This is a genomic window from Xanthomonas euvesicatoria, from assembly GCF_013112235.1.
GTDB classification, from domain to species: domain Bacteria; phylum Pseudomonadota; class Gammaproteobacteria; order Xanthomonadales; family Xanthomonadaceae; genus Xanthomonas; species Xanthomonas euvesicatoria.
Window position 1 is genome coordinate 4,734,824 of record NZ_JABFFS010000001.1, and the last position, 12,850, is coordinate 4,747,673.

At 66.1% G+C, this 12,850-nt stretch carries 11 protein-coding genes; 4 read left to right on the top strand and 7 right to left on the bottom strand.

Annotation, left to right across the window (positions count from 1 at the left end; translation table 11 throughout):
* The first annotated feature begins 128 nt into the window (after positions 1-128).
* Together HLH45_RS20230 and HLH45_RS20235 are read left to right on the top strand one after the other, a co-directional pair.
* A complete protein-coding gene (locus HLH45_RS20230; protein ID WP_008577797.1) occupies positions 129-2,567 on the top strand; it encodes a glucose/quinate/shikimate family membrane-bound PQQ-dependent dehydrogenase in 2,439 nt (812 codons plus the stop codon).
* A gap of 714 nt (positions 2,568-3,281) precedes the next feature.
* A complete protein-coding gene (locus HLH45_RS20235) occupies positions 3,282-5,150 on the top strand; it encodes a methyl-accepting chemotaxis protein (protein WP_008577796.1) in 1,869 nt (622 codons plus the stop codon).
* A 202-nt stretch (positions 5,151-5,352) separates the two neighbouring features.
* Here HLH45_RS20235 and HLH45_RS20240 read toward each other — a convergent pair whose 3' ends face one another.
* The 4 genes from HLH45_RS20240 to rluD are packed head-to-tail and all read right to left on the bottom strand — an operon-like array spanning position 5,353 to position 8,110.
* On the bottom strand, positions 5,353-5,787 hold the full coding sequence (locus tag HLH45_RS20240; protein WP_033479391.1) for a thiol-disulfide oxidoreductase DCC family protein: 435 nt from the start codon (positions 5,785-5,787) through the stop codon (positions 5,353-5,355).
* Positions 5,774-6,298, bottom strand: coding sequence for a DUF4166 domain-containing protein (locus HLH45_RS20245; protein WP_008577794.1), 525 nt, complete (start codon positions 6,296-6,298; stop codon positions 5,774-5,776). The genes HLH45_RS20240 and HLH45_RS20245 overlap by 14 nt, the downstream gene beginning before the upstream one ends.
* A gap of 2 nt (positions 6,299-6,300) precedes the next feature.
* The gene (gene pgeF, locus HLH45_RS20250; protein WP_008577793.1) at positions 6,301-7,113 is read right to left on the bottom strand and encodes a peptidoglycan editing factor PgeF; all 813 of its coding nucleotides are present in this window, start codon (positions 7,111-7,113) and stop codon (positions 6,301-6,303) included.
* A 1-nt stretch (position 7,114) separates the two neighbouring features.
* Positions 7,115-8,110, bottom strand: a complete 996-nt coding sequence (gene rluD, locus HLH45_RS20255) for a 23S rRNA pseudouridine(1911/1915/1917) synthase RluD (protein ID WP_008577792.1) — start codon at positions 8,108-8,110, stop codon at positions 7,115-7,117.
* Between the two features lie 121 nt (positions 8,111-8,231).
* On the opposite strand from rluD, the gene HLH45_RS20260 reads away from it, so the two are divergent.
* Together HLH45_RS20260 and HLH45_RS21890 are read left to right on the top strand one after the other, a co-directional pair.
* The gene (locus HLH45_RS20260; RefSeq protein WP_005915798.1) at positions 8,232-9,113 is read left to right on the top strand and encodes an outer membrane protein assembly factor BamD; all 882 of its coding nucleotides are present in this window, start codon (positions 8,232-8,234) and stop codon (positions 9,111-9,113) included.
* A 280-nt stretch (positions 9,114-9,393) separates the two neighbouring features.
* Positions 9,394-10,371 (top strand): hypothetical protein, encoded by a 978-nt coding sequence (locus HLH45_RS21890; RefSeq protein WP_008577791.1) that lies wholly within the window; start codon positions 9,394-9,396, stop codon positions 10,369-10,371.
* Between the two features lie 18 nt (positions 10,372-10,389).
* On the opposite strand, the gene HLH45_RS20270 is transcribed toward HLH45_RS21890, so the two are convergent.
* The 3 genes from HLH45_RS20270 to HLH45_RS20280 are packed head-to-tail and all read right to left on the bottom strand — an operon-like array spanning position 10,390 to position 12,695.
* Complete coding sequence (locus HLH45_RS20270; protein WP_008577790.1) at positions 10,390-12,045, bottom strand: NAD+ synthase; 1,656 nt, start codon at positions 12,043-12,045, stop codon at positions 10,390-10,392.
* Positions 12,045-12,347: a type II toxin-antitoxin system RelE/ParE family toxin gene (locus HLH45_RS20275; RefSeq protein ID WP_008577789.1), complete on the bottom strand. Its 303-nt coding sequence runs from the start codon at positions 12,345-12,347 to the stop codon at positions 12,045-12,047. The genes HLH45_RS20270 and HLH45_RS20275 overlap by 1 nt, the downstream gene beginning before the upstream one ends.
* Positions 12,348-12,350: 3 nt before the next feature.
* Complete coding sequence (locus HLH45_RS20280; protein WP_008577787.1) at positions 12,351-12,695, bottom strand: YlcI/YnfO family protein; 345 nt, start codon at positions 12,693-12,695, stop codon at positions 12,351-12,353.
* Between the last annotated feature and the right edge of the window lie 155 nt (positions 12,696-12,850).

The window sequence follows — 12,850 nt, forward strand, 5'->3', positions numbered from 1 at the left end:
ATCCGGGCCGCGTGATGGCGCCTGCGATCGCTCTCCCTCCACGACTCGCCACCGCTCGCTGGTGCCCGAGTCCTTCCTGACATCTCAAAATGACTGATCAATCCTCAAAACGTGGGCTAGGCACCTGGTTGCTGGTGGCCTATGCCGTGGTGATCGCCGTGCTTGGCGCGGTGCTCGCCTATCAAGGCGGCCGCCTAGTGGCCGTCGGCGGCTCCTGGTATTACCTGATCGCGGGTATTGCCCTGTTCCTTGCGGGCGTCCTGCTCGCGCTGGGCAAGCGCGCCGGGCTGTGGCTGTTTGGCGCCACGTTGGCCGGCACCATCGCCTGGGCACTGTGGGAAGTGGGCCTGGATGGCTGGGGCTTGGTACCGCGCCTGGCCATGATGTCGGTGCTGGGGCTGGTGTTGCTGCCGTTCTGGGGTGTGGCGCGTCGTCGCATGCAGCCATTGTCCGGCCTGGGCTATGCGCTGGTGACCGGCGTGCTGCCAATCCTGGGTGCGGCGCTGATCCTGTGGCCGCTGCTGATGCCGCGCAATGTCGAGCTGGCCGATGCCTCCAAGCTGCCGGCCGACAGCGTCACGGCCTTCAGCCGCGGCACCGTGCCCAGCCCCGACGGCAACGTCGCGGCCAATCACGACGCCAGCAACTGGACCTCCTATGCGGGCTCCAATCTGTCCAACCACTACACGCCCGGCGCGCAGATCACCCCGGACAACGTGAAGAATCTCAAGGTTGCGTGGGAGTTCCACACCGGCGACCTGAAGCCCAAGGACTCCAAGCTGGGCTACGCCTTCCAGAACACCCCGCTCAAGGTCGGCGACCTGCTCTACATCTGCACCCCCACCCAGAAGGTGATCGCGGTGGAAGCAGCCAACGGCAAGGAGCGCTGGCGCTTCGATCCGCAGACCAACCCGAAGGCGATGGCGGGCGTGGCTGCCACCACCTGCCGTGGCGTGTCGTATTACCAAGCGCCCGAAGGCACCGCCGAGTGCCCGACCCGGATCTTCTGGCCGATGGTCGATGGCCGCCTTGGCGCGTTGGACGCACAGACCGGCAAGCTGTGCACCAGCTTCGGCAACAACGGCTATGTCGATCTGAATGTGGGCACCGGCAACACCAAGCCGGGTTTCGTCGGCCCGACCTCGCCGCCGGTGGTGATGCGCGGCGTGGTAATCCAGCCGACCGGCCAGGTCCGCGATGGCCAGGAAGGCGATGCGCCGTCCGGCGTGGTGCGCGGCTTCGATGCGCTCACCGGCCAGCTGCGCTGGGCCTGGGACCTGGGTAACCCGGCGATCACCGCCGAGCCGCCGGCCGGCCAGACCTACACGCGCTCAACCCCGAACGTGTGGTCGCTGATGGCCGCCGACGACGAGCTGGGCCTGGTCTATCTGCCCACCGGCAATGCGTCCGGCGATTTCTTCGGCAAGGGCCGCACCCCGCAGGACGAGGAATACACCGCCTCGCTGGTTGCGGTGGATGCCGCTACTGGCAAGGAACGCTGGCATTTCCGTACCGTCAACCACGACCTGTGGGATTACGACATCGGCCCGCAGCCGAACCTGGTCGATTGGCCGATCGCTGGCGGCGGTACGCGTGCTGCGGTGATCCAGGCCACCAAGTCCGGCCAGGTGTTCGTGCTGGACCGCGCCACCGGCGAGCCGATCATGCCGGTCAAGCAGATCCCGGTACCGCAGGGAACCGACCACGGCGACTGGACCGCTGCCACGCAACCGATCTCGCCGGGCATGCCCAACACCGTGGGCGCGCCGAGCCGCGAGTTCGAAAAAATCATCGAATCCGATGCCTGGGGCATGACCCCGTTCGACCAGTTGGTCTGCCGTATCCAGTTCAAGCAACTGCGCTACGAAGGCATGTTCACCCCGCCCACCCTGCAGGGGTCGCTGGCCTTCACCGGCAACCATGGCGGCATCAACTGGGGCGGTGTTTCGGTGGACCTGCAGCGCGGCATCATGGTGATGAACAGCAATCGCCTGCCGTACACCCTGCAGGTGTATACCCGCGAAAAAATGAATGAGCTGGGCGTGGTGTCGGTGTTCGACGGCAAGAGCAAGACGCCCGGCTACATGGCGCAGAAGGGCCTGGCCTACGGCGCCCGCAAGGAGCCGTGGATGTCGCCGCTCAACACCCCGTGCGTGGCCCCGCCGTGGGGCTACATCGCCGGCGTGGACCTGCGCACGCAGCAGGTGATCTGGCGCCGTCCGCTGGGCACCGGTTACGACCAGGGGCCGATGGGCATCCCGTCCAAGACCAAGTTCGAGATCGGCACCCCCAACAACAGCGGCTCGCTGGCCACCGCTGGCGGGGTGACCTTCATCGGCGCGACCCTGGACGACTTCATGCGCGGCTTCGACACCCGCACCGGCAAGCAGGTCTGGGAGACCCGCGTCCCCGCCGGCCCGCAGGCAGCGCCGATGAGCTACACCATCAACGGCAAGCAATACATCGTGGCCGCCGTCGGTGGACACGACCGCATGGAAACCAAGTCGGGCGACAGCGTCATTGCCTGGGCCCTGCCGGACGATGCGCAGGCCGCGCCTGCCAAGTAACGGCAGCGCTCCAAGCACCATGCGGCCAGGCGGTGCGCCGATGCGCATGAGCGCATGCAGTCTGCACTGCCTTGGCCGCTACGCATCACCCGCCTGGCTGCGCTCCGGCGCATAGGCCACCTGCCGTCGGTCCAGGGCCGACGGATGCACCAATCAAACCGGTCGTCGCGAGGCGGCCGGTTTTTTTGTGCGCGCTTGCCGCTACGGCGAAGGCACGTGGGGGCGAAGCCGGCGATGTCGGCCCAGCGTATGACGCGCGGTCAACGCGCTTGCTGTCAGACCTGAGTTTCAGACATCCGAACCCAGGCCAACCTCCCAGGATGGCGCTCCCATGCGGCAGTCAGATGCTGCGCAAGTGCGAATCCAGCGCGCAGGCCGTTGGCAACCGAATCAGCCCCAACTTCGATGGGATTTGCCCGCTCCCAATAGCAGTTCGCTGACATGCCGGGCATTCGCTCGCGCGGGCGCTTTTCACGCAGAATTTACAATTGAGTCGACGTACTCGCGTCGATCGCCACGGGCACGCATACCCTGCCGAACTGAAATCGCTTTCATATCAAGGACATCACGCCATTTCGGGACCTGGTTGTCACATTCCGACGAACGGCACCTTCACATCATCATGATTCGGACTCAGCCGCCGATACCCCCATTGCGGGCCATGGACTGCCGATGCCGCTCCCCCTTCTCAGATCATCCAGCTGGACTCAGCCTATGTCGCTTGCACACGATGCCGCCCCCGTTGCCCAACCGCCCGCCGGTCGGCACGTTGCGCGCGCCACCTGGACTGCATGGCTGCCCGCCGCTGCACATGTCGCGCTGCTGGCGTTGCTGGCCTGCTATGCCGCCACGCTGGTACCCGGCAGCTTCCTGAGCGGGCTCGGACGCGTGCTGCCCGCCCTGCTGGTGTTGGGCGCGGCGAGCGCCGGGCTCTGGTGGTGGTCGCGCCGGCGTCACGACACGCAGTTGCAACAGGCAATGCGTGCGGTGGTGGCGATCGGCGAAGGACGCACCCAGCGTCTGGACCTGCGCAACGCCTCCGGCGACCTCGCACCGTTGCTGCACGCGCTGCAGGATGCCCAGGACAAGCTCGCCATCCGCATCGATGTGATGGAGCAAGGCCTGCGCCATGGCCAGTTCGTGATCAAGGCGCTGGACGATCTGGACACCATGATCCGCATCGCCGACGACGATGGCCAGGTGCTGTTTGCCAACCGCAAACTGCTCGCCATGCTCAAGCTGATCGAGCCGGATGTGCAGAGCTTCCGTCCCAGCTTCCATGCCGAAGGCTTCGTCGGCGGCAGCATCGGCGACATCTATCCCGACAGCCAGGCCGCGATCGACCGCATGCGCGCGTTGAATGCCTCCAAGGCCGTGCGTGCGCCATTCTTCGGCCGCCAGATCGACTTCGTGTACAGCCCGATCATCGCCGCCGACGGCACCAAGCTCGGCACCATCGCGCAGTGGATGGACGTCACCGCGCAGGTCAACGCCGAGCAGGCACTGATCCAGATCATCGACGCCGCCTCGGCCGGCGATTTCAGCCGTCGCATGCAGATCGATGGCATGGACGGTGTGCTGCTGACCCTGGCGCAAGGCATCAACCGCATCTACGACTCGGTGGAAACCCATCTGGCCGCATTGGCGCGCGTGATCGGCGCGCTGGCCGAAGGCGATCTCACCCAGCGTGTGGACGGCGATGCGCACGGTATCTTCGCGCGCTTGCGCGATGACACCAACCAGACCGTCACCCGCCTCACCGAGATCATCGGCGGCATCCAGGCCGCATCGGACACCATCCGCCAGGCCGCAGTGGAAATTGCCGCCGGCAACATGGATCTTTCCGAGCGCACCGAGCAACAGGCGGCCAACCTGGAAGAAACCGCCAGCTCGATGGAAGAACTCACCTCCACCGTGAAGCAAAACGCCGAGAGCGCGCTGCAGGCCAATCGCCTGGTCGTCGGCACCGGCGACGTGGCGCAGAGCGGCGGCCAGGTGATGGACGAGGTGGTCGCCACCATGGGCCAGATCAGCACCGCCTCGCGCAAGATCGGCGAGATCATCGGTGTGATCGACGGCATCGCGTTCCAGACCAACATCCTGGCGCTCAACGCCGCAGTGGAAGCCGCGCGTGCCGGCGAACAGGGCCGCGGTTTTGCGGTGGTTGCCTCGGAAGTGCGTGCATTGGCACGGCGCTCGGCCGATGCGGCCAAGGAAATCAAGACGCTCATCGCCGACTCCACCGACAAGGTGGAACTGGGTTCGGGCCTGGTGCACCGCGCCGGCGCGACCATGCGCGAGATCGTCGGCTCGGTCAAACACGTCACCGACATCATGAGCGAGATCACCTCGGCCAGCGCCGAGCAGTCCAGCGGCATCGAGCAGGTCAACCGCACGGTCGCGCAGTTGGACGAGGTGACCCAACGCAACGCTGCGCTGGTGGAAGAAGCCACCGCCGCTGCGCGCAGCCTGGAAGAACAGGCCGTGGAACTGGCCGATGCAGTCTCGATCTTCCGCCTGCAATCCGACACCCGTCCCGGCGCTTCCCACGTCGCGCGCGCCAGCTTCCACAACGCGGCATAAGCCTGGCATGCACAGCGATTCGTAGGAGCGCACCCGGGCGCGACCGGGTTTCTGCGGAAATGCCATCCATCAACAGGTGCGCTGCTGAGGCCAGCCGAGCGATGCGCCGCGTCGCCTCGTTCCGGCGTAGGTTCGCAGTGAATTGCATCGCAATGCGATGCAGCGCGCCTCAGGCCAGCGCCCCGATGCCGGGTGCACTGCCTCAGTCCAGAAACCGCGCGTGCTGCTCGGGCGTGGGCAGCATGCAGTGATCGCTGCGGCCGAACCAGCGATAACGATTGCGTGCGATCAGCCGGTAGCCGAGATCGCGCACGCGACGCGGGATCAGGCGCAGCGCCTCGCTCAGCCGCCAGAGCCCGCCCAATCCCGCAAGCACGCGCACGATCGCGTCGCTATCGGTCCAGGCACCGGTGGTGTCCACCAGTAGAAACGACAAAGGGTCGTCCGGATCCAGACCGTGCTGCTGCAACAGTGCGCGCCCGGCTTGCCCCTGCATGGCAGCAAAGCAATAGCGCCCACGCCGATCGTGGCGCAGCAGGAATTTGACCCAGCCATTGCAGAGCAGGCACACGCCATCGAAGACGATGGTGGCCCGCGCCGCAGGTGGGGCAACAGGCGATTGATCAGCGCGGTTCAAGCCAGCCCTCATAACGAATGAACGGTCCTACCAGCGGCAACTGCACGTCCACCAGAAACGCATAACGGCCGCCGTCGGCATGCTCGCGGCAGCGCACCTGCCGGAACCAGCGGGCAGGTAACCGAATCATCCCGAACGCCCACACGCCGGTGGCCTGCCAATACAACGATTGCGCATCGGCCTGCAGCGAAAATTCAAAGCGCACCGCGCCCAGGTGTTCGCGCAAGCTGGCGCCATGACGCCATAGCCGCGAATGCATCGGCATGCCATCAAAGCGCCGATGCCAGCGCTCGCCGCGCGCGTCGGTCAGAAAATCCACTTCCACCGCCACCTCGCCACTGCGCGGCAAGCGGCTCAGCAGCGCCAGCAACGGAACCAGCGCATGCGTGCCGCGTTGAATCCTGGCCCGGCCGGCGAAGGTCTGCCGCTGCTGCACCGAATGCAGCGCGCGCACCGGCGCAGGCAGTTGCGCGAACGCGTCCTGCCCCAGCACCTGTGCGAACAGCGGCACGCTCAGGGCGCGATCCAGGCCAGCGTGGCCATGCGTCCGCTGCGGCGATCGCGGCGATGCGAGAAAAAGCGCTGCGGATCGGAAATGGTGCACAACCCGCCGCCATACACCGCAGCGGCCGGCACACCGGCCCGCTGCAGCCGCTGACGTGCCAGCGCATACAGATCCACCCGCCAGTGCCCCGGGCGCGTGGCGACAAACGCCTGTTGCGCCTGTGCATCGTGCGCAACGAAGGCGCCGAACACGTCCTCGCCGATCTCATACACCTGGGGCCCCGCGGCAGGACCCAGCCAGGCCACCAGTTGCTGCGGTGGCGTCCGCATCGCCGCCACGCTGCGCTCCAGTACGCCGTCGGCCAGCCCGCGCCAACCGGCATGCGCAGCAGCGACCTCGCTGCCATCGACGGCAGCGAACACGACCGGCAGGCAATCGGCCGTGAGGATTGCCAGTACTACGCCAGGCGCCGAGGTCACCGCAGCATCGGCAACCGGTTCGTGCGCGCCTGGCGGCTGATCCGCCGCGTGGTCGGGCGAATCGGGTGCCGTGGGCGGTGCATCCAGCCGTACCACATCCACGCCGTGCACCTGCCGCAACCACTGAGGCGAGCTCGGCAGTTGCAGTGCCGCGGCAAGCAGTGCCCGGTTGCGCTCCACCTGCTCGGGCACATCGCCTTCGGCGCTGTTGCGGTTGCCAAGGTTGAGCGTGTCGAACGGCGGCAGCGAGCCGCCCAGACCGTGACGCAGCGTGGTGAGCGCACGGATGCGCGGTGGCGCCGGCCAGTCGGCTGGCAGGGTGAAGGGCGCAGCCATGGGCATCTCAGCGGCGTGCCAGCTCGGCGGCGCGTGCGCTGTCTTCGCGCAGCACGGTCATCAGGCGCTGCAGATCGGCCGGCACCGGCGCACTGGCGCGGACCGGCTCGCCGCTGACCGGATGCAGGAATTCCAGGGTTTCGGCGTGCAGCGCCTGGCGCTTGAAGCTGCGCAGTTCGTGCACCAGCTCGTCGGTAGCGCCCTTGGGCAGCTTGAGCGCGCCGCCGTACAGCGGGTCGCCGACGATCGGCGACTTCAGGTGCGCCATGTGCACGCGAATCTGGTGGGTACGCCCGGTTTCGAGCCGGCACTCCAGCGCGGTGTGCGCACGGAAACGCTCGCGCAGGCGGTAATGGGTGACCGCATCGCGGCCGTCGTCGCGCACCGCCATCTTCAGGCGGTCGCGCGGGTGGCGATCGATCGGGGCGTTGACGGTGCCGCCGGAGACCAGCGCGCCCACCACCACGGCCAGATACTGGCGATGCACCTCGCGCGCGGACAGCTGCTCCACCAGCGCGGTCTGCGCCTGCACGGTGCGCGCCACCACCATCACGCCACTGGTGTCCTTGTCCAGGCGATGCACCACCCCGGCGCGCGGCACCGAGGCCAGCGCCGGGTCGCGGAACAGCAGCGCATTGACCAGGGTCTGGTCCGGATTGCCGGCGCCCGGATGCACCACCAGGCCGGCCGGCTTGTCGATCACCAGCACCTGCTCGTCTTCGTACAGCACGCTCAGCGGAATGTCCTGCGGCGCGGCGTGGGTCTGGGTTTCCAGCACCACCTGCAGCTGCACGCTCTCGCCGCCGCGCAAGGTATCGCGCGGGCGCGCCATTTCACCGTCCAGCAGCGCGTCGCCGGACTTGATCCATTCCGACAGCCGCGAGCGCGAAAACTCCGGGAACAGCTCGGCCAGCACTGCGTCGAAACGGCGTCCGGCGGCATTGTCGGGCACGATCGCCTGGCGGATGGACGGGTCGAGGGGTTCGGCAGATGGGTCGGACATGGACACGGGCACTCGGGCAAAAAGCGGGAATTTGGGGGTCCGGGCGGCGGGAGTCAGTCGCCGGACAGGCCACTAGGCTATCATCGCGCTCTCGTTTTCCTGATGCGTCCTGCCCAGACCCATGATCCGACGGTCCACGTTTTCCGCGCCTGCGCGCCTGATTGCCCTCATGCTGGTCATGGCGTTCGTCGTCACCGGCTGCCACCGCGGCGCCAAGGACAAGAATCCCGACGAGGGCATGCCGGTCGAGCAGCTCTACGGCAAGGGTCATAACCTGATGGAGAAAGGCAACTGGGCCGGCGCAGAAGCCAGCTACAAGCGCCTGATCGCCCAGTACCCGTATGGCCCGTACACCGAGCAGGCGATGATCGAAACCGCCTACGCCCAGTACAAGGCCGGCAAGCACGACGACGCGGTCTCCAGCGTCGACCGCTTCATCCGGACCTACCCGACCCACCGCAACATCTCGTATCTGTACTACCTGCGCGGCCTGGCCAACAGCAACCGCGACACGGTGTTCCTGCGCCGCGTGTGGTCGCTGGACCCGAGCCGCCGCGACCTGTCTTCGCCGCAGCAGGCTTACAACGATTTCAATACCGTCACCGATCGCTACCCGAACAGCCGTTACGCCGCCGACGCACGCAAGCGCATGATCGAGCTGCGCGACATCTTCGCCCAGCACGAATTGGACAACGCGCTGTACTACCTGCGCCGCGATGCCTGGGTGTCGGCCGCCGGTCGTGCCAACTACCTGCTCGAAACCTATCCGCAGAGCGCCTTCCAGTACGACGCGGTCGCGGTACTGGCCGAGGCCTACACGCACCTGGGCAACAAGACCTTGGCAGCCGACGCACGCCGCGTGCTGGAGCTCAACGACCCGCAGCATCCGTGGCTGACCGGCAACTGGCCGAAATACCCGTGGGCCATCCGCAAGCTCAACCCGTTTGCCGGCGAAAAATCCGCCGCGACCGGGCAGAGCAATTCGCAGATGAATCGCGACTGAGATATCAGGCGCAGCGCACGACGAAAAGAGGCCGAAAGGCCTCTTTTTTGTTGCCGCGACGATGACGGCAGCACGAAAGTGCCGGACCGACGACGATACGGCGGCGATTGCCGCCGCTGATGCGCCCACGCGAGCAATTGGTTCCCACGCGCAGACGCATGGCCGGAGCCGGTGCGCGCATTCTGGAACCGGCACCAGGTCACCCAATGCCCTTGGGTCTGCTGTCTATACTCATCCCGAACCAGCTCCGACTCCTTCGAGCGCCAGCCAAGGAAGCCGCATGTCTCGTGCCACCATCGCGTTGCTGCTCATGCTCTCGCTAGCGGCCCTGACCGCCAGCGCCACCGCAGCCCCCATCGTCTACGGCGTCAACGCGCACGACAGCCGTCCCGGCTATGCCATGACCCAGGCCGAGGCACGCTTCAAACTGCTGGCAGCGCGCAACCTGCGCAGCTACCGGTTCGATATCGATCCGCGCGATTACGCCACGCTGGATGCGCTCGTCCCCTTGGCGCGCAAGTACGGCATCACCCTGCGCCCGATGGTCTACCCGATGTCGCGCGAGATCGGCTACCAGCTGGCACGCCGCTATGCCGCAGACATCAAGGTCTGGGAAATCGGCAACGAACAGGATCTGGTCCGCGCCGAAGCCGATACCCGCATTGCCGCAATGACCACGATGTACCAGGGCATGCGCCAGGCTTCCGACGAACTGGGCGCAGGTTTGCGCTTCACCATCAACATCACCGCCTGCAATAGCGACGATCGCAGCGCCAACGCGCGTTGCCCGGGCGATCGCAACGGCTCGCTGTGGTTTTTGGCAAAAGCCAAGGCGGCCGGCTTCAACTTCGACCACATCAGCTTCCACTACTACGCGTTCTACCAGGATGCCGGCTATTGGACGGACCTGTATCTGGGCCAGCTGCGCACTGCCGCGCGTACCTACAACACCCCGGTGTTCTTCAACGAGCTGAACTGTGCGGAGATCTATACAGGCAGCACCACTGGCGGCACCGCAGGTGATCGGGGCTGTTACGACAGCCTGGCGCAGCTGTTGCGCAACGTGCGTGACAACTACGCCGACGTGGTGGCCGAGGTGAATGTCTACGAATTACTGGACCAGGCCACCATCCAGGGGCCTGAAGGCCACTTTGGCCTGATGTACGAACTGGCCCGACCAAAACCGCCCCTGGATCTGCTCACGCGGTTCGCCCAGCCGCCAGCCAGCGCAGCGGCAGCCACTGCGTCAGCCGAGTGACCGGATCAGCCGTCCGGATTACTGCCCGCGATACCCGTTGGTGATCGGATAGCGCCGTTCGCGACCGAATGCACGCCGCGACACCTTGGGCCCGGGCGCGGACTGATGGCGCTTCCACTCGTTGAGCCGCACCAGACGCAGCACATGCTCGACGGTATCGGCCGCGTAGCCAGCCGCAACGATGTCGTCGCGCGACTGCTCCTGGTCGACGTAGCGATACAGGATGCCGTCGAGCACATCGTACGGCGGCAGCGAATCCTGGTCGGTCTGGTTGGCGCGCAACTCGGCCGACGGCGGGCGCGAGATCACCGCCGGCGGAATCACCGGCGCGCCGCCGACGGTGTTGCGCCATTTCGCCAGGCCGAACACCTCCGTCTTGTAAAGGTCCTTGAGCGGCGCATAGCCACCGCACATGTCGCCATAGATGGTGGCGTAACCCACTGCGTATTCGCTCTTGTTACCGGTGGTCAGCACCAGCCCGCCGAACTTGTTCGACAGCGCCATCAGGATCACGCCACGGCTGCGCGACTGCAGGTTTTCTTCGGTGATGTCCGGCTGGGTGCCTTCGAACATCGGCCCCAGCGCGCCGAGCAGGCCTTCGAAAGCCGGTTCGATCGCGATGGTCTCCAGCTTCACGCCCAGCGCGCGGCATTGCTCGTCGGCCAGGTCGTTGGACAGGGTGGCGGTGTAGCGCGACGGCAGGCGCACGGCGGTCACGTTGTCGCCGCCCAGCGCATCCACCGCCATCGCCAACACCAGTGCCGAGTCGATGCCGCCGGACAAGCCAAGCCAGACCTTGCTGAAGCCGTTCTTGCGGCAATAGTCCTGCAGCCCGCGCACCACCGCACGCCAGGCCAGCGCATCCATGCTTTCGTCGCCGTCATCCACCCACACCACCGGAGTGAAGCTGCGCTCGCCGGCCGCGTAGTCCACCACCAGCCACTGGTCCACGAAGGCTGCAGCGGCGGGATGCACGGTGCCATCGCCATCGGCCACCACCGAGGCGCCATCGAACACCAGTGCATCCTGCCCGCCCACGACGTTGAGATAGGCAATCGCTGCCCCGCTCTCGCGGGTGCGTTCGGCCAGCAATGCATCGCGTTGGGCATGCTTGCCACGCTCGTACGGCGAGGCATTGGGCACCAGCACCAACTCCGCGCCCGCCCGTACCGTGTTGGCCAAGGGCTCGGCGAACCAGAGGTCTTCGCAGATCACCACCCCCACATGCACGCCCTTGACCGTGACCACGCAGTTCTCGCCATCCGGATCCACGTCGAAATAACGACGCTCGTCGAACACCGCATAGTTGGGCAATTCGCGCTTGCGGTAGGTGGCTTCGATCCGCCCGTCGCGCAACACGCTGGCGGCGTTGTAGACCACGCTGCCGGCGCTTTGCGGCCAGCCGACCACTGCCACGATGCCGCGCGTGGCCGCCGCAATCCGCGCCAGCGCCTGTTCGCAATGAGCAAGGAATCCCGGTCGTAACAGCAAGTCTTCCGGTGGATACCCGCTGATCGCCAATTCGGGAAACAGCACGATGTCGGCCTCGAACTCGTCGCGCGCCGCTGCGATGTACTCGATGATGCGATCGGTATTCTGCGTCACGCCGCCGACCGGGAAGTCGAACTGGGCCATGGCGATGCGGAGGGTGTGTGCTGTCACTGCTGACTCCATCAAAACAGGCTTTCAAGGTAACCCGCTTCGCGCTGCGAACGGATCGCCAGCACGTACACGGTGTCGTCCAACGGTGCGTAACGATAGAGCGCAAGATAGCCGCTGGCATCGCGACCGATGACCAGTTCGCGGAATCCGCCCTGCACCGCGCGCCCTATCAGTGGATTGTCCGCCAATGCATCGATAGCCTGGAAGACACCTGCGAGTTTTCGCTGCACATTGGCTGCATCGTGTTCCAGCAGATAGGCGACCAGACGGCGTGCATCGTCGGCAACGCGCGCGGCAAGCACGATCCTGGTCACCTGTCAGCGCTCGACGGCGCTGGCCACCGGTGGCGCGGGGTCGTCTCCGTCGGCAAGTTGCTGCATGTACTGGCGTACGTCCGCCCAGGACAGCGTGTTGGCGCCCTCCTGGATGGCAGCCCAGCGTTGCTGCGCCTCGGCATGAAATGCTGTGCGGCGCTCGTATGCATCGATTTTTTCCGCGATGGCGTCGACGATAAAGCCGTGCGCCGTGGTTCCGGCATCTTTCGCCGCCCTGGCGACACGCGCTTTCAGTTCGTCGGGCAGACGGATGGTGGTCGTGGACATGGCAACCTCGGGGGACCGAATGGCGGACCCAAAGTAGCACACTTGTGACACACTTTGCATGACACGCTCCTTGTGCAATTCAGGGCTATAGCATCGACATAGGCATGGAGCCGAACAGTCGGCCCAGCGTGCGTCGTGCAGTGCGCAATCCCTGCCATCTGCATCAGGTATCCCCGTAAACGCAGAAAGCCGCCCGAAGGCGGCTTTCTGCGACA

Coding starts and splice junctions, on each gene's coding strand:
- HLH45_RS20260 (WP_005915798.1), top strand. CDS start 8,232: ATGATCCGACGGTCCACGTTTTCCGCGCCTGCGCGCCTGATTGCCCTC.
- pgeF (WP_008577793.1), bottom strand. CDS start 7,113: ATGCCCATGGCTGCGCCCTTCACCCTGCCAGCCGACTGGCCGGCGCCA.
- HLH45_RS20235 (WP_008577796.1), top strand. CDS start 3,282: ATGTCGCTTGCACACGATGCCGCCCCCGTTGCCCAACCGCCCGCCGGT.
- HLH45_RS21890 (WP_008577791.1), top strand. CDS start 9,394: ATGTCTCGTGCCACCATCGCGTTGCTGCTCATGCTCTCGCTAGCGGCC.
- rluD (WP_008577792.1), bottom strand. CDS start 8,110: ATGTCCGACCCATCTGCCGAACCCCTCGACCCGTCCATCCGCCAGGCG.
- HLH45_RS20270 (WP_008577790.1), bottom strand. CDS start 12,045: ATGGAGTCAGCAGTGACAGCACACACCCTCCGCATCGCCATGGCCCAG.
- HLH45_RS20280 (WP_008577787.1), bottom strand. CDS start 12,695: ATGCAAAGTGTGTCACAAGTGTGCTACTTTGGGTCCGCCATTCGGTCC.